Genomic DNA, 20,334 nt, shown 5'->3' on the forward strand with positions numbered 1-20,334 from the left:
ATGATCGCGGCCGGCTCCTTCGCCAATCGCAAGGTCGCTCTCTTCGGGCTCGGCGGCTCGGGCAATGCGACCGCACGCGCGCTGGTCGAGGGCGGGGCGCACGTTACGGCTTTCGACGACAATCCGCAAAGCGTGGAGGCCGCGCAGGCGGCGGGCGTGCCCGTCGGCGATCTGCGCCAGGCAGACTGGAACGGCTTCGCCAGCTTCGTGCTCGCGCCCGGCGTGCCGCTGACGCATCCCAAGCCCCATTGGACCGTCGACCTTGCCCGCGGCAGCGGCGTCGAGATCATCGGCGACATCGAACTGTTCGCGCGCGAGCGCCGCCGCACCGCGCCCGAAGCGCCGCTCGTCGCCATCACCGGCACCAACGGAAAGTCGACGACGACGGCGCTGATCGCCCACATCCTCGCTCATTCCGGCCGCGACACGCAGATGGGCGGCAATATCGGCAAGGCGGTGATGACGCTCGATCCGATCACACCTGAGCGCCACTATGTCGTCGAGTGCTCCTCCTACCAGATCGACCTTGCGCCCTCGCTCGATCCGACCGTCGGCATCCTCCTCAATCTGACGCCCGACCATCTCGACCGCCACGGCACGATGCAGAACTACGCGGCGATCAAGGAACGGCTCGTCGCCGGCAGCAGGACGGCGATCGTGGGAGTCGACGACGTCCATTGCGAGCAGATCGCCGCGCGGCTCGAAGCGGCCGGCAATCAGGTCATCCGCATTTCCAAGCGGCTCGAACTCGACGACGGCTACTTCGCCGCCGGCACCGACCTCGTCCACGCCTCGGGCGGCAGGCGCGAGACGGTCGCCTCGCTCGACGGCATCGGCACGCTGCGCGGACAGCACAATGCGCAGAACGCGCTCGCCGCCGTTGCAACCTGCGTCGCGCTCGGCCTGTCGCGCGCCGAAATCCAGGCCGGCCTGTCGACCTTCCCGGGCCTTGCGCACCGCATGGAAATCATCGGCACGCGCAAGGGCGTCCTCTTCGTCAACGATTCCAAGGCGACCAATGCCGAGGCGGCCGCTCCGGCGCTGTCGAGCTTTCCGCGCATCTACTGGATCGCCGGCGGCCTGCCCAAGGAAGGCGGCATCGAGACGCTGCGCGCCTTCTTCCCACGGATCGCGCGCGCTTATCTGATCGGCGAGGCGGCGCCCGCCTTCGCCGCCACGCTGGGCGCTGCGGCGCCGTTCGAGATTGCCGGCACGCTCGACGCCGCTGTCGCCCATGCCGCGCGCGACGCTGCCGATGACAGCGCCGGCGAGCCGGTCGTGCTGCTCTCGCCGGCCTGCGCCAGTTTCGACCAGTTCAAGAATTTCGAGGTTCGTGGCGAGGCCTTTCGCAGCGCGGTCCAGGCGCTCGACGGGCTCGTTTCTTTCGGAGGGACTCCCCAATGATCAGTCGCGTCGACCGCAGTCCTGTCGCGCAGTGGTGGTGGACGATCGACCGCTGGTTCCTGGCGGCGTTCATGGCGCTGATGCTGCTCGGCGTCGTGCTCTCCTTCGCCGCGAGCCCGGCCGTCGCCGAGCGCATCGGCCTCGACAGTTTCCACTTCGTCACGCGCCAGATCATCTTCATGGTCCCGGCGCTGATCGTCATGCTCGCGGTCTCCTTCCTCGACGCTCGGCTCGTCAGGCGCCTCGCGCTCCTGATGCTCGTCGGATCGCTGGTCATGATGGTGGCCGTGCTGTTCGTCGGGGCAGAGATCAAGGGGTCTCGCCGCTGGCTGCATCTGGCGGGCATCTCCATCCAGCCCTCCGAATACATGAAGCCGGCCTTCGTGGTCATCTGCGCGTGGCTCTTCGCCGAGCGCGCGCGGTCGAACGCGGTTCCCGGCAATCTCTTCGCCATGATGCTGCTGGGCGTCGTGCTGGCGCTTCTGGTGGCGCAGCCCGATCTCGGTCAGTCGATCCTGGTCGTGGCGACATGGGGCGTCATGTTCTTCATGGCTGGTCTGCCCTGGCTGTGGATCGTCGTCCTCGGCGGCATCGCCGTCGCCTTCGCCTCGGGCGCCTATTTCTCGTTCGATCACGTGCAGGGGCGCATCGACCGGTTCTTCACCGGTGAGGGCGACAACTACCAGACCGATATGGGTCACGAGGCGATGGTGCGCGGTGGCTGGCTCGGCCAGGGTCCCGGCGAAGGCTCGGTCAAGCGCATCCTGCCCGACAGCCATACCGATTTCGTCTTCGCCGTCGCTGCCGAGGAGTTCGGCCTGATCCTCTGCCTGATCATCGCCGGTCTCTTCGCCTTCGTCGTCCTGCGCGGCATCTCGGCGGCGGCAAAGGAAAGCGACGATTTCTCGCGCTTCGCCATCAGCGGGCTCGTCATCCTGTTCGGCTTCCAGTCGATCATCAATATGGGCGTGAACCTGCAACTCCTGCCGGCCAAAGGCATGACGCTTCCCTTCATCTCCTATGGCGGCTCGTCGCTGATCGCGATGGCGATTTCGATGGGCATGGTGCTCGCCCTGTCGCGCAAGAAGCCGCAGCGGCGCAGCGTTCTTTCGGGTCGGGGTTTCGGGGCGCAGCCCGTCTCCCAGCCTCTGGCGCCGGCGGAATGACATGACCAAGGGACTGATGCTTCTGTCGGCGGGCGGCACGGGAGGGCATCTCTTCCCCGCCGAGGCGCTGGCGCACGAACTGATCGCGCGCGGCTGGCTGGTCCATCTCGCCACCGACGACCGGGCAGGGCGCTTCGCCGGCGACTTCCCTGCCGCCAAGGTCCATCCGGTCCATTCGGCGACGATCGGCTCGAAGAATCCGATCGCGCTCGCCCGCACCTTCTGGGCGCTGTGGTCGGGTGTGCGGCAGGCCTCGAAGATCATCGAGACCATCCGGCCGAAGGTCGTCATCGGCTTCGGCGGCTATCCGACTCTGCCGCCGCTCTATGCCGCGACGCGGCGCGGCGTGCCGACGATGCTTCACGAGCAGAACGCCGTCATGGGCCGCGCCAACAAGGCGCTCGCCACCCGCGCCAAGGCGATCGCCGGCGGCTTCCTCGAAGCGGGCAAGGACAGCCGCATCGTCGTCACCGGCAATCCGGTGCGGCCGTCGGTCATCGAGGCATCCGCGACGCCCTACACGGTGTCGCGCGACGGCGATCCGTTTCACCTCCTCGTTTTCGGCGGCAGCCAGGGCGCGCAGTTCTTCTCCAGCGCGTTGCCCGAGGCGATCCGCGCGCTGCCTGCCGAATTGCGCACGAGGCTGAAGGTGACCCAACAGGCGCGCGCCGACGACGAGGCTTCGGTCAAGGCGGCCTATGCCGACCTCGGCATCGAGGCGGAGGTCTCGCCCTTCTTCAAGGACATGGCGAAACGCATCGCGTCGGCCCAGCTCGTCATCTCGCGCTCCGGCGCGTCGACCGTTTCGGAACTCGCGGTCATCGGCCGTCCGTCGATCCTCGTTCCCTACCCCCACGCGCTCGATCACGACCAGGCCGCCAACGCCGCCGCGCTTGCCGCTGCCGGCGGCGCACTGGTCGAGCCGCAGTCGGGGCTTTCGCCCGAACGGCTCGCCGAACTTGTCGAAGGCTTCATGAACGACCCCGACCGCGCCGCCAAAATGGCGCAGTCGGCGCGTTCTGTCGGCAAACCCAATGCGGCGACATTGCTTGCCGACCTCGCGGAGGCTATTGCCGCGGGCAAGACAGTCACGCAATTCAGCGAAGGAGGCACCCCATGAAAATGCCGCAGACAATCGGCGTGGTGCATTTCATCGGCATCGGCGGCATCGGCATGAGCGGCATCGCAGAGGTGCTGCACAATCTGGGCTACAAGGTTCAGGGCTCCGACCAGTCGGAAAGCGCCAACGTCCAGCGCCTGCGCGAAAAGGGCATCGAGTGCTTCGTCGGCCACCGGGCCGAAAATCTTGGCCAGGCCGAGGTCGTGGTCGTTTCGACCGCGATCAAGAAATCCAATCCCGAACTCGCCGCTGCACGTGAGAAGCTGTTGCCGATCGTGCGCCGGGCCGAAATGCTCGCCGAACTGATGCGCTTTCGCCAGGCCGTCGCCATCGGCGGCACGCATGGCAAGACGACGACGACCTCGATGGTCGCGACGCTGCTCGACGCCGGCGGGCTCGACCCGACCGTCATCAATGGCGGCATCATCAACGCCTACGGAACCAACGCCCGTATGGGCGAGGGCGAGTGGATGGTGGTGGAGGCCGACGAGAGCGACGGCACTTTCCTGAAGCTGCCGGCCGAGATCGCGGTCGTCACCAATATCGATCCCGAACATCTCGATCATTACGGCTCGTTCGAGAAGGTGCGCGAGGCGTTCCGTCAGTTCGTCGAGAACGTGCCCTTCTACGGCTTCGGCGTGATGTGCATCGACCACCCGGAAGTGCAGCAGCTCGTCGCCCGCATCGAGGACCGCCGCGTCATCACCTATGGCGAGAACCCGCAGGCCGACGTGCGCTTTTCCAATCACCGCATGGACGGCGCGTCGTCGATCTTCGATGTGATGATCCGCAACCGCAAGCGCGACGCGACGCTGACGATCGAAGGCCTTCGCCTGCCGATGCCGGGCCGTCACAACGTTTCCAACGCCACCGCGGCCATCGCCGTCGCACACGAACTCGGTCTCGGCGCCGATGCGATCCGCAAGGGCCTGTCGGCCTTCGGCGGCGTCAAGCGCCGCTTCACGCTGACGGGCGAATGGAACGGCGCCCATATCTTCGATGATTACGGCCACCACCCGGTCGAGATCAAAGCCGTGCTGCGCGCCGCGCGCGAGGCCTGCCAGGGCCGCATCGTGGCGATCGCACAGCCGCACCGCTTCACGCGCCTGCGAGACCTCTTCGACGATTTCGCCTCTTGCTTCAACGATGCCGACACGGTCTTCATCGCTCCGGTATATGCGGCCGGCGAGGAGCCGATCGAGGGCGTCAGTGCCGAGACGCTGGTGTCGCAGATCCGCGCCGGCGGCCACCGCGATGCGCGCCTTCTGGAGGGGCCCGATGCGATCGCGCCGGCTATCCAGTCGCTCGTGCAGCCCGGCGATTTCGTCGTCTTCCTCGGCGCCGGCAACATCACGCAATGGGCCTACGCCCTGCCGAAGGATCTCGGCTCGCTCGAGGCGGCCGCATGATCGACGGCAACGCGCTTCTCGCGCGGCTCGGCGACCTTTCCGCCATACGCGGCCGGCTGACGGCGAACGCACCGATGGAGGCTATCACCTGGTTTCGCGTCGGCGGACCGGCCGAACTCCTGTTCCAGCCGGCCGACGAGGACGACCTTGCCGCCGTCCTGAAGCTCTTGCCCGCTGACGTACCGGTCCTCGTCGTCGGCATCGGCTCCAACCTTCTCGTGCGCGATGGCGGCATTCCCGGTGTCGTCATCCGCCTCTCGGCGAAAGGCTTTGGCCAGGTCGAGGTGCTCGACGAAACGCGCATCCGCGCCGGCGCGGCCGCGCCGGACAAGCGCGTCGCGGCCGCAGCGCTCGACGCGGGGATCGGCGGCTTCGCCTTCTACCATGGCATTCCGGGTGCCATCGGCGGCGCGCTGCGCATGAATGCCGGTGCCAACGGCACCGAGACGCGCGAGCGCGTCGTTGACGTCTATGCGATCGACCGGGCGGGCAACCGGCATGTCCTGTCCAATACCGACATGCGCTATGCCTATCGCCATTCGGCCGCTTCGCCCGACCTGATCTTCACCGGCGCGCTTCTCGAAGGCTTTCGCGAAGACGCTGCTTCGATCCAGAAGGCGATGGACGAGGTCCAGCATCACCGCGAGACGGTGCAGCCCGTCAAGGAAAAGACCGGCGGCTCGACCTTCAAGAATCCCGAGGGCAGCTCTGCCTGGAAGGAGATCGACAAGGCGGGCTGTCGCGGGTTGATGATCGGCGGCGCGCAGATGTCGCCGCTCCACTGCAATTTCATGATCAACACCGGCAATGCGTCGGCGCATGATCTGGAACTTCTCGGCGAGACCGTCCGCGCGCGCGTCGCGGCGAATTCGGGCATCGTGCTCGAATGGGAAATCAAGCGTCTGGGCGTCGCGAAACCCGGTCACGAGGTCGAGCCGTTCGCCGGTTCCGCGCCCGTTTCCTGAATGCACGATCACAACGGTTCATAAAAAATAATCTTCCCTGAATCCGAAGCCCTTGCCACGGAATCCGCGATCTGATTCCTTGGTCTTGCGGCGTTATCTGATTTGAGTCGGCCACGCATGAAGCGTGAGGGGACGGCAGGCGATTTGTGTCTGCCGATTGCGGATTCACGGGGGTTTGGTCAGCACAGATTCGATCCGACGGAAGAGGGGAATTCCGGGTATGGTACAAAAGCACGTTGCCGTCTTGATGGGAGGATTTTCCTCCGAGCGGCCGGTGTCTCTTGCCTCCGGGAATCCGTGTGCCGATGCGCTGGAGGCCGAGGGCTACCGCGTCACGCGCATCGACGTCGATCGCAATGTCGCTTCCGTGCTCGCCGATCTTCGGCCCGACGTCGCGTTCAATGCGCTGCATGGCCCGTTCGGCGAGGACGGCACCATTCAGGGCATCCTCGAATATCTCGAAATCCCCTACACCCATTCCGGCGTGCTGGCGTCTGCCCTTGCGATGAACAAGGAGCAGGCCAAGCGCGTTGCCAAGGCGGCGGGCATTCCGGTCGCCGAATCCCGCGTCATGAACCGCCATTCGATCGGCCGCGAACATCCGATGAAGCCGCCCTATGTGGTCAAGCCGGTCAATGAGGGGTCGAGCTTCGGTGTCGTCATCGTCCAGGAAGATCAGGCGCATCCGCCGCAGGTCATCGGCTCGTCCGAATGGCGTTACGGCGACACGGTGATGGTTGAGCGATTCGTGCATGGGCGCGAATTGACCTGCGCCGTCATGGGTGATGTCGCGCTTGGCGTGACCGAGATTATCCCGGTCGGCCATTCCTTCTACGATTACGATTCGAAATACGCTGCCGGCGGCTCAAAACACGAATGCCCGGCAAAACTTTCACCGAATATTTACCAAAAAATACAGACACTCGCGCTCAAGGCACATCAGGCAATCGGCTGCCGGGGCGTCTCCCGATCTGACTTCCGCTACGACGATCGCCATTCTGAAAATGGCGAGATCATCTGGCTGGAGGTGAACACGCAGCCAGGCATGACGCCGACGTCCCTTGTGCCCGAACTGGCCGAGCATGCCGGCCATCGCTTTGGGGAATTGTTGAGTTGGATGGTGGAGGACGCATCGTGTCTGCGCTAGGAAATCGAACCGGACGGTCGACATGGTCGGCGCGTGATGCGTTCGTTTTGCCACGCCTTCTGCGCCGCCCCGCACGCCATCTGCATCGCTGGACTTCCGGCGAGGTCGAGCCGCCGCGCTTCGCCGCATTGATGGCGAGCGCGCTCCTGATCGGCTCGTCCGTGGTCTACGGAACCGTCGTCGGTGGCCATATGCCCGGCGTCGTCCAGTCGATCACCGCACGCACCGGGTTTGCCATCGAGGACATCGAGATCGTCGGCAACCGCTTCACGTCCGAGATCGACATCTTCCAGTCGGTCGGGCTCGACGGCTTCACCTCGCTGATCGGCTTCAGCGCCGCCGAGGCGCGCGGGCGGATCGCACAGCTTCCCTGGGTCGAAAGCGTCGACGTTCAGAAGGTCTATCCCGCAACGCTCGCCGTCACGCTCGTCGAGCGCGTTCCGTTCGCCGTCTGGCAGCAGGGCAGCCGCCTCTGGGTGATCGAGGAAGACGGCCGCGTCATCACGCCTCTGGCGCGCAGCCAGCATGCCGAACTCCCGGTCATCGTCGGCCGCGGCGCCGAGGATCATGCGGCGGCGTTCTTGAAGACGATGGCCGCCTATCCCGAGCTCGCCTCGAAGACGCGCGCCTATATCCGTGTCGCCGACCGGCGCTGGGATTTGCGCCTTCGCAACGGCACGACCGTCAAGCTGCCGGCAACGGATTACGAGACTGCGCTCGCTGCCGTCATCGCGGCCGACCGCGAGCAGGAACTCTTCTCGCGCGACGTGAGCGTGGTCGACATGCGCCTTTCCGGCCGCATGGTCCTCCAGCTCACCGAAGCTGCGATGGAACAGCGCCAGGCCATGCTCAAGGAGCGGCTCGGCAAGAAATACGTCCCGGAGAAGCGCACATGAGCTGGTTGTCTTCGGGCAAGGCCACGCAGGCCAAGCGGTCCGGGATCGTCACCGTTCTCGACGTCGGTTCGAGCAAGGTGTGCTGCATCATCGCCAAGCTGCAGCCGCGCGAACAGAGCGACATGCTGCCCGGCCGCACGCATCAGGCGCGCGTTCTCGGCATCGGCCACCAGAAGTCGCTCGGCATCAAGTCCGGCGTCATCGTCGATCTCGACCGCGCCGAGCAGGCGATCCGGCTCGCCGTCGATGCCGCTGAACGCATGGCGGGCCTCACCGTCGATTCGCTGATCGTCAACACATCCGCCGGCCGTCTGAAAAGCCGCGTCTTCAGCGCCACCGTCAATCTCGGCGGTCACGAGGCCGACGAGAGCGACATCACCCGGGTTCTTTCCGCCGGCGCCAAGCAGGTGCAGCGCGCCGAGCGCGAGGTCGTCCATTCGATGCCGATCGGCTTCTCGCTCGATGCGGAGCGCGGCGTGCGCGATCCGCGCGGCATGGTCGGCGACACGCTCGGCGTCGACATGCACGTCCTGACCGCCGATGCCGCGCCGCTGCGCAATCTCGAGCTTTGCATCAACCGCTCGCATCTGTCGGTCGAGCGCTTCGTCGCCACCCCCTTCGCCTCGGGCCTCGCCTCGCTGGTCGAGGACGAGATGGAGATGGGCGCGGCCTGCATCGACATGGGGGGCGGCACGACGACGCTGGCGATCTTCTCCGACGGCAAGCTGGTCCATGTCGATGCGATGCCGATCGGCGGAACGCATGTCACCATGGACCTTGCCAAGGGCCTTTCCACGCGGCTCTCGCACTCGGAACGTCTCAAGGTCATGCACGGCTCGGCGCTCACTGTGGGCGGCGACGACCGCGATATCGTCACCATCAACCCGATGGGCGAGGACGGCGAGGTGCCGCTGCAGGTGTCCCGCTCCGTGATGAACCGAATCATTCGCGCCCGCGTCGAGGAGACGCTGGAGATCGTCCGCGACCGTCTCAACAAGTCTGGCTACGGCAACGTGGTCGGCAAGAGGGTCGTGATGACGGGCGGCGCGAGCCAGTTGACCGGCATGGCCGAGGCGGCGCGCCGGGTTCTGGGCCGCAATGTGCGGCTCGGGCGGCCGCTGGGTGTCAGCGGTCTGCCGGAAGCGGCCAAGGGGCCGGCATTTTCAACTTCTGCGGGCCTTTTGATCTACCCGCAAGTTTCGGAACTGGAAAGCCAGCTAAAACGGGGTGGCGGACTGCGCTGGCAGGCCACCGGGACGGGCGGGCGATTCCAACGAGTGAGCCAGTGGTTACGGGATAGTTTTTGAGTTTGACGGGGTTTTGACCCACGGCGGCCGCAGCGGCGACGCGGCAGGACAGGCGAAAAAGGACGACGGAAATGACAATCAATCTGCAAAAGCCGGACATCACCGAATTGAAGCCGCGAATCACCGTGTTCGGTGTCGGCGGCGGCGGTGGCAATGCGGTCAACAACATGATCACGGCCGGACTGCGCGGCGTCGAGTTCGTCGTGGCGAACACCGATGCGCAGGCGCTGACGATGACCAAGGCCGAGCGCCTCATCCAGCTCGGCGCCAACGTGACCGAGGGCCTCGGCGCCGGTTCGCAGCCTGAAGTCGGCCGCGCGGCCGCCGAGGAGTGCATCGACGAAATCCTCGACCATCTGTCGAACACCCACATGTGCTTCGTAACCGCAGGCATGGGCGGCGGCACGGGTACGGGTGCGGCACCGGTCGTCGCCCGCGCAGCGCGCGAAAAGGGCATCCTGACCGTCGGCGTCGTGACCAAGCCGTTCCATTTCGAGGGCCAGCGCCGCATGCGCACGGCCGATCTCGGTATCGAAGAGCTGCAGAAGTGCGTCGACACGCTGATCGTCATTCCGAACCAGAACCTGTTCCGGATCGCCAATGACAAGACCACCTTCGCCGACGCCTTCGCGATGGCCGACCAGGTGCTCTATTCGGGCGTTGCCTGCATCACCGACCTGATGGTCAAGGAAGGCCTCATCAATCTCGACTTCGCCGACGTCCGTTCGGTCATGCGCGAGATGGGCAAGGCGATGATGGGCACCGGCGAAGCTTCGGGCGAAGGCCGCGCGCAGGCCGCCGCTGAAGCTGCGATCGCCAACCCGCTCCTCGACGAGACGTCGATGAAGGGCGCCAAGGGCCTCCTGATCTCGATCACCGGCGGCCGTGACCTGACCCTCTTCGAAGTCGACGAAGCGGCGACCCGCATCCGCGAGGAAGTCGATTCGGACGCCAACATCATCCTCGGCGCGACCTTCGACGAGGAACTGGAAGGCGTCATCCGCGTGTCGGTCGTGGCGACCGGCATCGACAAAGCGTCCGCCGACATCTCGGCCCCGCCGATCATGAACCGTCCGATGGCAAAGCCCGTCGAGCGTGCACCGCAGCCGCAGGCAGCCCCTGCCGCCGAATTGCGCCCGGCCGCCCCGCGTGCCGTGGAACAGCAGCCCATGCAGGCCGTTGCGCCGGTCGATCCGGTCGCCGAGGCGATCCGCCAGGCCGATGCCGAAGCCGCCCAGCTCCGCCCTGCCGCGCCGCAGGAGGAGTTCCGTCCGCAAAGCCGCCTCTTCGCCGAGCCGGTTCGCCAGGTCGAGGCTCCGGTCCAGCAGATGGCCCCGGCTCCCGTCCAGCAGATCGCACCGCAGCCCGCGCAGCAGCCGGTCGCGCAGGCGCCCGTCCAGCCGCGCATGCCGCGCGTCGAGGACTTCCCGCCGATCGTGCAGGCCGAACTGACCCGCGCGCCGGAAGCTGCCCATGAGGATCGCGGTCCGATGGGTCTCCTGAAGCGCCTGACCAACGGTCTGGCGCGCCGCGAGGAAGAGCCGGCACGTCTGCAGCCGGCCCAGCCGCGCGAGCCGAAGCTGCGCCAGCCGGTTGCACCGCAGCCTGAGCAGCGCCGCGCCCCGAGCCCGGAGGCACAGCAGTATGCGCCGCGCCGCGGCCAGCTCGACGATCACGGCCGTCTTGCCGTCCAGCCGCGCCAGGCCCAGGAAGACGACCAGCTCGAAATCCCGGCCTTCCTGCGCCGTCAGGCGAACTGATCGTCCGATCCGGAAAAGCTTCGAGCGGGCCCCTTGCGGGCCCGCTTTCGCATCAGCCACCTTGTCCGCGCCGGCGATCCGGCTATGGTCCGCCGCAAAATTGCGGATGGTGACATGAACCTTCGAAGACAGACGACGCTTGCCCGCGACCTTGCGATCGAGGGCATCGGCGTTCATTCCGGCAAGCCTGCGCGGCTCGACCTGCGCCCGGCGGCAGCCGGGACGGGCATATGTTTCGTCGACTCGTCGGGGGAGGGGCGTATCCGGGTTCGGCCGGAAACGGTTGCCTCGACCGACCTTTCCACGCTGATCGGCGACCCGGCCGGCTTCCACGTCTCGACCGTCGAGCATCTGATGAGCGCGCTCGCGGGGTTGGGTATCGACAATGTCGAGATCGCGATTTCCGGCACCGAGGTTCCGATCCTCGATGGCAGCGCGGTCGAGTTCGTCATGGCGTTCAAGTCGGCCAGCACCGTCGAGCAGGACCAGCCGGTCGGAGCGATCCGCGTCGTTGCGCCGGTCCGCGTCGAGAACGGCGCAGCCTGGGCCGAGTTCGTGCCGTATGAACGGCAGCGGTTCGAGATCGAGATCGACTTTCCATCGCCGGCCATCGGCCGTCAGCAGATCGCATTCGATCTCGAACCCGAAACCTATGCCAGCGAGATCGCGCCGGCGCGCACCTTCGGCTTCATGCGCGATGTCGAACGCCTCTGGGCCGCCGGTCTCGCGCTCGGCTCCTCGCTGGAAAACTCCGTCGTGATCGGCGAGGATGACATCGTCGTCAATCCGGGCGGGCTGCGCTTTGTCGATGAGTTCGTGCGCCACAAGGCGCTCGACGCCGTCGGCGATCTCGCCATCGGCGGCGTCGCCATCATCGGCTGCTATCGCTCGTTCCGGGGCGGGCACAAGCTGAACGCTGCCGCGCTCGCTGCGCTTCTGGCGCGCCCGGACGCCTTTGAGCGGCTCTGACGCATCGTTGTGGATTGCGGCAAGCCTGCCACAAAATTGCGCGAATGCCTCCGCATAGCGTTGCTGCCAGCGGGGCGTTATGCTCTAAGACTGGCCTGTTGCCATGAAGATTTCTGCCGGAGGGGCAATGCCCATCGTTACGATTGAACGCTCGCAGCGCCCGACACGGCGCGCCACATCACTGGCTCTTCTGGCGCCGGTGATCGCGCTGCCTCTGGTGCTTTCGGCCTGTGCGTCCACCGATGACGACATGAACCTCGCCAGCTATGTCGAGAGCGTCGAGGCTCCCGATGCGCTCTACAATCAGGGCCTCGCCAATCTCGAAGCGGGCCGGCTGACCGAGGCTTCCAGGAAGTTCGAGGCGGTCGACCGCCAGCATCCCTATTCCGAATATGCCCGCCGCTCGATGGTCATGGGTGCATTCACCCAGTATCGCCAGGGCAACTACCAGGACGCCATCAACGCCGCGCAGCGCTACGTCCAGCTCTACCCGAGCGATCCGGAAGCGGCATACGCGCAGTACATTGTCGGCCTGTCCTACTGGCGCCAGATCAAGGACGTCACGCAGGACCAGAGCGATGCCCGCCGCACCGTCGAGGCGATGGAAGCGGTCGTCCAGCGCTGGCCCGAATCCGAATATGTCGAGGATGCCAACGCCAAGATCCGCTATGCCCGCGACCAGCTTGCCGGCAAGGAGATGCAGGTCGGCCGCTACTATCTCGAGCGCCGCGAATACGTCGCCGCCGTCAAGCGCTTTCGGACCGTCGTCGAGACCTACGGCAACACCCGTCACTCCGAGGAAGCGCTCGCGCGCCTGACCGAGGCTTACTACGCGATGGGCCTCGCCTCCGAGGCGCAGACGGCCGCGGCCGTTCTCGGCCACAACTATCCGGACAGCCAGTGGTATGCGGATTCCTACGCGCTCCTGCAGTCGGGCGGCCTCGAGCCGCGCGAGAATGCCGGCTCGTGGATTTCGCGCGCCAGTGCGGCCATCCTCGGAAGCTGACGGCAACGCCTGAATGCTCGCCCATCTGTCGATCCGCGATATCGTTCTGATCGAGCGGCTCGACATCGACTTCCGCACCGGCCTCTCCGTCCTGACGGGCGAGACCGGCGCGGGCAAATCCATCCTCCTCGATTCGCTTTCGCTGGCGCTCGGCGCGCGCGGCGATGCCTCGCTGGTACGCCATGGCGCAGCGCAGGGCAACGTCACGGCCGTGTTCGACGTGCCGGCCGGCCATTCGGCGCGGGATCTCCTGCGTGACAACGGCGTCGAGGACGAGGGTGACATCATCCTGCGCCGCATCCAGACCGGCGATGGGCGCAGCCGTGTCTTCATCAACGACCAGCCGGCCTCGGTCACGCTCCTGCGCGAAGTCGGTCGCGCGCTGGTCGAAATCCACGGCCAGCACGACGACCGCGCGCTGGTCGACGTTTCCGCCCACCGCGACCTGCTCGATGCCTTCGGCGGCCATGTCGGCGAGGCGCTCTCCGTCGCGCGCGCCCACAGGCACTGGCGCGAGACCGAAAACCTCCTCGCCCGTCACCGCGCCAAGGTCGAGGTCGCCGCCCGCGAGGCCGACTATCTGCGCGCCTCGGTCGACGAACTCGGCAAGCTCGACCCGCAGCCCGGCGAGGAAACGCAGCTCGCCGAGCAGCGCGCCGACATGATGCGCTCCGAAAAGATCGCGACCGAGATCAACGACGCGCTCGACGTTTTGTCGGGGCAGGGCTCCGCCGTGCCGCAACTGGCAAGCCTCCTGCGCCGCCTCCAGCGAAAGGCCGAGGAAGCGCCAACGGTCATCGATCCGATCGTTCAGCCGCTCGACGAGGCGCTGATATCGCTCGACGCCGCGCAAACCGCCGTCGACGAGGCCCTGCGCGCCATCGAGTTCGACCCGCTGGTGCTCGAACGCGCCGAGGAACGCCTCTTCGCGCTGCGCGCGCTCGCCCGCAAGCACTCCGTCAGCGTCGACGACCTCGCCGAACTGCGCGATACGATGCTCGCCGACCTCGCCGACCTCGATGCGGGCGAGGAACGCTTGCAGGCGCTGGAAAAGGAGGCGCGCGAGGCCCGCGACGCCTACGACCAGAAGGCGCTGCATCTTTCCGAATTGCGCGCCGGCACGGCCGATCATCTCGCTCGCGCGGTGATGCAGGAACTGCCGGCGCTGAAGCTCGAACGTGCCGAGTTCATCGTCGAGATCAAGGCCGATCCCGAAGATCGCCGCGAGCAGGGCATCGACCAGGTCGAATTCTGGGTCCGCACCAATCCTGGCACCCGCGCCGGTCCGATCATGAAGGTCGCGTCAGGCGGCGAACTCTCCCGCTTCCTTTTGGCGCTGAAGGTGGCGCTCGCCGATCGCGGCTCCGCCCCGACCCTCGTCTTCGATGAAATCGACACCGGCGTGGGCGGCGCGGTGGCGGATGCCATCGGCGCGCGGCTCGCGCGTCTGTCGCAGCGCGTGCAGGTGCTGTCCGTCACCCACGCGCCGCAGGTCGCCGCCCGCGCCTCAACGCACTATCTCATCTCGAAGTCCGGCAACGCCGAAGGCGTCGCGACCCGCGTCGCCGCCATGGACCACGGCGCGCGGCAGGAAGAAATCGCCCGCATGCTCGCCGGCGCGACCATCACCGACGAAGCCCGCGCGGCCGCCAAGCGCCTGCTTTCCGAAACGCCACTCGTCTCCTGACGTTTGGCGGCTTGAGCCGCCCGCCGATCCCGCTATGTTCGCGCCAAGCGACCACCGGAATCCTTGCAATGGCGAAGTCCCCGAAAACCGTCGATGATCTGACACCCGACGAGGCGTCGGACGAGCTGACGCAACTCGCCGCCGAGATTGCCCGTCACGACGCCCTCTACCACGGCAAGGACGCGCCGGAGATTTCGGACGCGGAGTATGACGCGCTGCGCCAGCGCAACGCCGCCATCGAGGCGCGATTCCCCGAACTCGTGCGCGCGGATTCGCCGTCGCTGAATGTCGGCGCGGAACCTGCCGGCGCCTTCACGCCGGTGCGCCACTCTAGGCCGATGCTGTCGCTCGACAACGTCTTCTCCGACGACGACGTCATCGATTTCGTGCAGTCCGTCCGTCGCTTCCTGTCGCTGAAACCCGACGACGAACTCGCTTTCACCGCGGAGCCGAAGATCGACGGCCTATCCATGTCGCTGCGCTATGAGCACGGCAAGCTCGTCACGGCCGCGACGCGCGGCGACGGCACGACCGGTGAAAACGTCACCGCCAACATCCAGACGATTTCGGAAATCCCGAATCGGATCAAGGATGCACCGGAGGTTCTTGAGGTGCGCGGCGAGGTCTACATGGCGCGCGAGGATTTCATGGCGCTCAACGCGCGCATGGCCGAAAGCGGCCGCGTCTTCGCCAATCCGCGCAACGCAGCTGCCGGTTCGCTCCGCCAGATCGACCCGAACGTCACCAAGACGCGGCCCTTGCGCTTCTTCGCCTATGCCTGGGGAGAGACGTCGGAAGACCTCGCCGCCACCCAGTTCGACGCCGTCGCGCGGCTCGGCACATGGGGCTTCCCGGTCAATCCGTTGATGCAGCGCTGTACGACGCTGGACGAGATGATCGCGCATTATCGCTCCATCGAGACCAATCGCGCGGACCTGCCCTACGACATCGACGGCGTCGTCTACAAGGTCGACGACCTGGCGCTACAGGAACGCCTCGGCTTCCGCTCGCGCAGCCCGCGCTGGGCGACCGCGCACAAGTTTCCGGCCGAAAAGGCGATGACGCGGCTCGAGGCCATCGACATCCAGGTCGGCCGCACCGGCGCGCTGACGCCGGTCGCGCGGCTCGAGCCGGTCACGGTCGGCGGCGTCGTCGTCACCAATGCGACGCTGCATAATGAAGATTACATCAAAGGCATCGGCAATAATGGCCAGCCGATCCGCGAAGGCCGCGACATCCGCGTCGGCGACACGGTCATCGTCCAGCGCGCCGGTGACGTCATCCCGCAGATCCTCGATATCCTGCCCGAAAAGCGCCCGGCCGGCGCGAAACCCTACGTTTTCCCGGATCGCTGCCCCGCCTGCGGCAGCCATGCCGTGCGCGAGGAAGGGGAGGCGGTGCGCCGCTGCACCGGCGGCCTCGTCTGTCCCGCTCAGGCGGTCGAGCGCATCCGCCATTTCGTCTCGCGCAACGCGCTCGACATCGAGGGGCTCGGCGAAAAGCAGATCGAGTTCTTCTACAACCACCCCGACCCCGCATTCCAGATCAGGACGCCGGCCGAAATCTTCACGCTCAAGGCCCGGCAGGCAGATTCGCTCGCCAAGCTCGAAAATGTCGATGGCTTCGGCACGGTTTCGGTCAAGAAGCTCTACGCCGCCATCGACGAGCGCCGCCGCGTCGAACATTCGCGCTTCCTCTTCGGCCTCGGCATCCGCCATATCGGCGAGACCAACGCCAAGCGCCTCGCGCGTCATTTCCTCAACTTCGACGCGCTGCGCGCGGCAGCGCAAGCGGCGAAGATGCCCGAAGGCAAGGGCGATCCCGGCAACGCCGAATGGCAGGAGATCGTTGGCGTCAACGGTATCGGTTCGGTCGTCGCGGAAGCCTTGGTCGAGTTCTTTGCGGAAAGGCACAATCGCGAGGCGGTCGACGCGCTTCGGGCCGAGGTGACGCCGCTCGATGAGGAGGCTCCGCAGGCGGTGTCCTCGCCGGTGACGGGCAAGACGGTCGTCTTCACCGGCTCACTCGAAAAGATGTCGCGCGACGAGGCCAAGGCCATGGCCGAGCGTCTGGGTGCCAAGGTGGCGGGATCGGTGTCGAAGAAGACTGACCTCGTCGTCGCCGGTCCGGGCGCGGGTTCGAAGCTGAAGCAGGCGACGGATTTGGGTATCGAGGTGATCGACGAGGATGAGTGGTTCGCGCGGGTCCGGTAGAGGCGGAGTTGCTGCGCAACCGGTCTTTTCTGAAGTGACCCCCACCCTTTATCCCTCCCCACAAGGGGGAGGGAGGCCGTCAGCGCCGCGTTGTTCCTTTCAACGAAGCTCCAAGCTGAAAAGCATTTGCGGCGTGGATGCCCCCCTCCTCCTTGTGGGGAGGGGTAAGGGGTGGGGGTCCCAACCAGGACTCGTTGCAAAGCAACGCCGCAATAAAACTCCACCACCCCATGGCCCTACGACCCAACCCCCATGGTTCAAGCCTTTTCATGTGACAGGGCAACAATGCTGACCTAAGACGACGCCATGTCCTTCTCCCAAGAATTCGCGCGCGGCATGCGCAAGAGCCCGCCTGTCGTGCTGTCGTCGGCGCCCTTCGGGCTGCTATTCGGCGCGCTGGCTGTCGACAACGGCTTTACCGTCGGCGAGGCGGTGTTGATGAGCGCAGCGGTCTATGCCGGGGCGAGCCAGATGGTGGGGCTGGACCTTTTCGGGCAGAAGGTCGCGCCGTGGCTGATCGCGCTTTCGATCTTCGCGGTCAATTTCCGCCACGTGCTCTATTCGGCCGCCGTCGGTCGGCGCGTGCCGCACTGGGCGCCAGCGCAGCGCGCCTTCGGCTTCTTCTTCCTCGTCGACCCGCAATATGCCGAGGCCGAGCGAAAGGCGGAAAATGGCGAGCACGTCACCTTCGCCTGGTTCATGGGCATGGCGACGCCGATCTATATTTTTTGGGTCGCCGAGGCGTGGATCGGCGCGAGTTTCGGCAGTCTCATTCCGAACACCTATGCGCTCGGGCTCGACTTCCTGCTGCCGATCTACTTCCTCGGCCTCGTCATGTCGTTCCGGCTGCGCCCGCTATGGCTGCCGATCGTGTTGACCAGCGCGGTCGCCTCCATCGTCGCCTATGAGACGATCGGCTCGCCTTGGCACGTCACGGTCGGCGCGATCGCCGGCATGGCGCTCGCCGCCTTCATGCCGGTCAATGGAAACGGCAATGGCGAGGATGCGGCATGACGACCACCGCCTGGATCATCCTCGCAAGCGCGGTGCTGACCTATCTGTCGCGCATCGGCGGACATCTCGTCCTGTCACGTTTCGACCGTATCCATCCGCGCGTCGAGGCCAGCCTCAATGCCGTGCCTGCGGCCGTGCTCACGACACTCGTCGCGCCCGCCGCCTATCACGGCGGACCGGCGGAGATCGCGGCCATGATCATCGCTGCCATCGTCGGCTGGCGCAGCGGGCTGATGACGATGTTCGTCGTCGGCGCCGCCGTGCTGATCGCCGGCCGCAATCTACTGTGACAGCGGCGCAGTAGCGGCTGCCAGCCAGGCTTTGACGTCGTCTTCCAACTGGTCGGAAAGCTCGCTCGCCACCCGCGCATGGTAGGCGTCGAGCCAGTCGATCTCGGCCTTTTCCATAAGCGTGACGTCGATGAGCCGCCGGTCGAACGGGGCCAGCGTCAGCGTCTCGAAGCCGTGCACGGCGATTTCGCCGCCCGCGATCTGCGCCGCATCTTCCACCACGATCAGGTTCTCCAGACGGATGCCGTATTCGCCGGGACGGTAGTAGCCCGGTTCGTTCGACAGGATCATGCCTGGCAACAGCGCCTGCGTGCCCGTCCGCGCGATGCGTTGCGGGCCTTCGTGTACGGCAAGGAAAGAGCCGACGCCGTGGCCGGTGCCGTGGGCGAAGTCGAGCCCGGCCTGCCACAGCGCGCGGCGCGCGAAGGGATCGACGTCCTGCCCGCGCGTGCCGGCCGGAAAGCGCAGCGTCGAGACCGCGATCAGCCCTTTCAGCACCAGCGTATAGTGCCAGCGCATGGCCTCGGTCGGCGTGCCGATGGCAACGGTTCGCGTGATGTCGGTCGTCCCGTCCTGATACTGTCCGCCGGAATCGACAAGGTAGAGTTCGCCGGTTGCAAGCTTGCGGTTCGTCTTCGTCGTCACGCGGTAATGGATGATGGCGCCGTTGGGGCCGGAGCCCGAGATCGTGTCGAAGGAGATGTCGCGCAGCGGCATCTGCACGTCCTCACCCGCTTTCGCGCGGGCGGATTCCAGGCGGCTTGCGACCGTGATCTCGTCCAGCGTGCCCGGCTGCTGCGCGTCGAGCCAGGCGAGGAACCGGGCCATTGCGACGCCGTCGCGCTTGTGCGCGGCGCGCGAGCCGTTCAGTTCTGCCTCGTTCTTGCAGGCGCGGGGCAAGCGGGCCGGGTCGGGCAGGTCGCTCGTCGCCCCGCCCGCATCCTCGATCGTCACGCGCAGCCATTCGGCCGCAAGCTGTGGATCGAGGCCGAACGTCGCTCCGTCTGCCGCCAGCGTGCGCAGCGCTGGCTCCAGCGCAGCCGGCGCGTGCAGTTCGGCAAGCTGCGTCAGGTAGGCCTTCGCCTCGATGCCGAGCTTGGCCGGGTCGATGAAGAGCGACGGGCGGCCTTCCGCGGGCACGACTGCGAAGGCGAGCGCCAGCGGCGTGTGCTCGACATCGGCGCCACGGATGTTGAACAGCCAGGCGATCGACGACGGGTCGGTCACCACCGTATGCGTCGCGCCGCCGTCGCGAACGGCCTTGCCGATGCGCACGATCTTGTCCTTGGCGAGTTCGCCGGCAAAGCCGACCGGCTGGATCGCGACCTCGCCGACGGGCGCACCCGGCTGGTCGGCCCAGATCGCGTCGATGGGATTGCCGTCCAGCGCAACGAGCTCGCCGCCCGCCTTCTCACAAGCTTTCCGCAGGGCTTTTGTCTCGGCGACCGTGTGAAGCCACGGGTCGAAACCGAGCCGCGTTCCTGCCTTCACATTGTTTTCGATCCATTTCGCCGGCGGCATTTCGACGAGGCTTTCGTAGCTAAAGATGCCGGCGTCGGTCTGGTCGCGCACCTGCAGCGTGTAGCGTCCATCGACGAAGATCGCTGCGCTCTCGCTCAAGACGATCGCCGCGCCGGCCGAACCCGTGAAGCCCGTCAGCCATTTCAGCCGGTCGGAGCGCGCGGCGACATACTCACCCTGATGCTCGTCTGCGCGCGGCACGAGAAAGCCGTCAACCCCGCGAGACGCCAGTTCGGCGCGCAAGAGCGGCACGCGCTCCTTGCCGTGGGCGGGATCGGCATGGCTTTCGAATGTCTGGAACATGAGCTACTCGCATCGCTGGTTTCGGCGATCCATAGCGCGCCCTACGGAGCCGCGAAACCCTGATCGAAGACATGCCGAATTGATGCAATGCAACATTATCAATTCGCATATGCAAAACGGCATGGAAGCCATGCAGCATCGGCACTGGTGAAAAAGG

The 20,334-nt window shown here is 66.3% G+C and carries 16 protein-coding genes; 15 read left to right on the plus strand and 1 reads right to left on the minus strand.

The window, feature by feature from the left end:
- The 15 genes from murD (at window position 1) to ACT6QU_RS14345 (ending at window position 18,353) form a co-directional block, all read left to right on the plus strand.
- The gene (gene murD / locus ACT6QU_RS14275) at window positions 1–1,404 is read left to right on the plus strand and encodes a UDP-N-acetylmuramoyl-L-alanine--D-glutamate ligase (RefSeq protein WP_444564752.1); all 1,404 of its coding nucleotides are present in this window, start codon (window positions 1–3) and stop codon (window positions 1,402–1,404) included.
- Window positions 1,401–2,570 carry a putative lipid II flippase FtsW gene (gene ftsW, locus ACT6QU_RS14280; RefSeq protein WP_024588701.1) on the plus strand — a complete coding sequence of 390 codons (1,170 nt, stop codon included), beginning with the start codon at window positions 1,401–1,403 and terminating at the stop codon, window positions 2,568–2,570. Before murD ends, ftsW begins: the two co-directional genes overlap by 4 nt.
- 1 nt (window position 2,571) lies before the next feature.
- Window positions 2,572–3,690 carry an undecaprenyldiphospho-muramoylpentapeptide beta-N-acetylglucosaminyltransferase gene (gene murG, locus ACT6QU_RS14285; RefSeq protein ID WP_444564753.1) on the plus strand — a complete coding sequence of 373 codons (1,119 nt, stop codon included), beginning with the start codon at window positions 2,572–2,574 and terminating at the stop codon, window positions 3,688–3,690.
- Window positions 3,687–5,099 carry a UDP-N-acetylmuramate--L-alanine ligase gene (murC, locus tag ACT6QU_RS14290; protein ID WP_444564754.1) on the plus strand — a complete coding sequence of 471 codons (1,413 nt, stop codon included), beginning with the start codon at window positions 3,687–3,689 and terminating at the stop codon, window positions 5,097–5,099. Before murG ends, murC begins: the two co-directional genes overlap by 4 nt.
- Window positions 5,096–6,064, plus strand: coding sequence for a UDP-N-acetylmuramate dehydrogenase (murB, locus tag ACT6QU_RS14295; protein ID WP_444564755.1), 969 nt, complete (start codon window positions 5,096–5,098; stop codon window positions 6,062–6,064). Before murC ends, murB begins: the two co-directional genes overlap by 4 nt.
- Before the next feature lie 220 nt (window positions 6,065–6,284).
- Entirely contained in the window at window positions 6,285–7,211 is a 927-nt protein-coding gene (locus ACT6QU_RS14300; RefSeq protein ID WP_444564782.1) for a D-alanine--D-alanine ligase, read from the plus strand.
- Window positions 7,199–8,107: a cell division protein FtsQ/DivIB gene (locus tag ACT6QU_RS14305; RefSeq protein ID WP_444564756.1), complete on the plus strand. Its 909-nt coding sequence runs from the start codon at window positions 7,199–7,201 to the stop codon at window positions 8,105–8,107. The genes ACT6QU_RS14300 and ACT6QU_RS14305 overlap by 13 nt, the downstream gene beginning before the upstream one ends.
- A complete protein-coding gene (gene ftsA, locus ACT6QU_RS14310; RefSeq protein WP_444564757.1) occupies window positions 8,104–9,414 on the plus strand; it encodes a cell division protein FtsA in 1,311 nt (436 codons plus the stop codon). The genes ACT6QU_RS14305 and ftsA overlap by 4 nt, the downstream gene beginning before the upstream one ends.
- A gap of 71 nt (window positions 9,415–9,485) precedes the next feature.
- A complete protein-coding gene (gene ftsZ / locus ACT6QU_RS14315; RefSeq protein ID WP_444564758.1) occupies window positions 9,486–11,174 on the plus strand; it encodes a cell division protein FtsZ in 1,689 nt (562 codons plus the stop codon).
- Window positions 11,175–11,288: 114 nt separating this feature from the next.
- Window positions 11,289–12,143 (plus strand): UDP-3-O-acyl-N-acetylglucosamine deacetylase, encoded by an 855-nt coding sequence (gene lpxC, locus ACT6QU_RS14320; RefSeq protein WP_444564759.1) that lies wholly within the window; start codon window positions 11,289–11,291, stop codon window positions 12,141–12,143.
- A 127-nt stretch (window positions 12,144–12,270) separates the two neighbouring features.
- Window positions 12,271–13,149 carry an outer membrane protein assembly factor BamD gene (locus tag ACT6QU_RS14325; protein WP_024588692.1) on the plus strand — a complete coding sequence of 293 codons (879 nt, stop codon included), beginning with the start codon at window positions 12,271–12,273 and terminating at the stop codon, window positions 13,147–13,149.
- A gap of 13 nt (window positions 13,150–13,162) precedes the next feature.
- Window positions 13,163–14,836: a DNA repair protein RecN gene (gene recN, locus ACT6QU_RS14330; protein WP_444564760.1), complete on the plus strand. Its 1,674-nt coding sequence runs from the start codon at window positions 13,163–13,165 to the stop codon at window positions 14,834–14,836.
- Between the two features lie 68 nt (window positions 14,837–14,904).
- Entirely contained in the window at window positions 14,905–17,049 is a 2,145-nt protein-coding gene (ligA, locus tag ACT6QU_RS14335; protein ID WP_444564761.1) for an NAD-dependent DNA ligase LigA, read from the plus strand.
- Window positions 17,050–17,355: 306 nt separating this feature from the next.
- Complete coding sequence (locus ACT6QU_RS14340) at window positions 17,356–18,063, plus strand: AzlC family ABC transporter permease (RefSeq protein ID WP_444564762.1); 708 nt, start codon at window positions 17,356–17,358, stop codon at window positions 18,061–18,063.
- Complete coding sequence (locus tag ACT6QU_RS14345) at window positions 18,060–18,353, plus strand: AzlD family protein (RefSeq protein ID WP_444564763.1); 294 nt, start codon at window positions 18,060–18,062, stop codon at window positions 18,351–18,353. The genes ACT6QU_RS14340 and ACT6QU_RS14345 overlap by 4 nt, the downstream gene beginning before the upstream one ends.
- Here the strand turns inward: ACT6QU_RS14345 and ACT6QU_RS14350 are convergent.
- Window positions 18,345–20,177 (minus strand): aminopeptidase P family protein, encoded by a 1,833-nt coding sequence (locus tag ACT6QU_RS14350; protein WP_444564764.1) that lies wholly within the window; start codon window positions 20,175–20,177, stop codon window positions 18,345–18,347. The two genes, ACT6QU_RS14345 and ACT6QU_RS14350, sit on opposite strands and share 9 nt — an antisense overlap.
- Window positions 20,178–20,334: the final 157 nt, after the last annotated feature.

Origin of the sequence: Aliihoeflea sp. (genome assembly GCF_052435475.1) — a bacterium.
Taxonomy (GTDB): domain Bacteria; phylum Pseudomonadota; class Alphaproteobacteria; order Rhizobiales; family Rhizobiaceae; genus Aliihoeflea.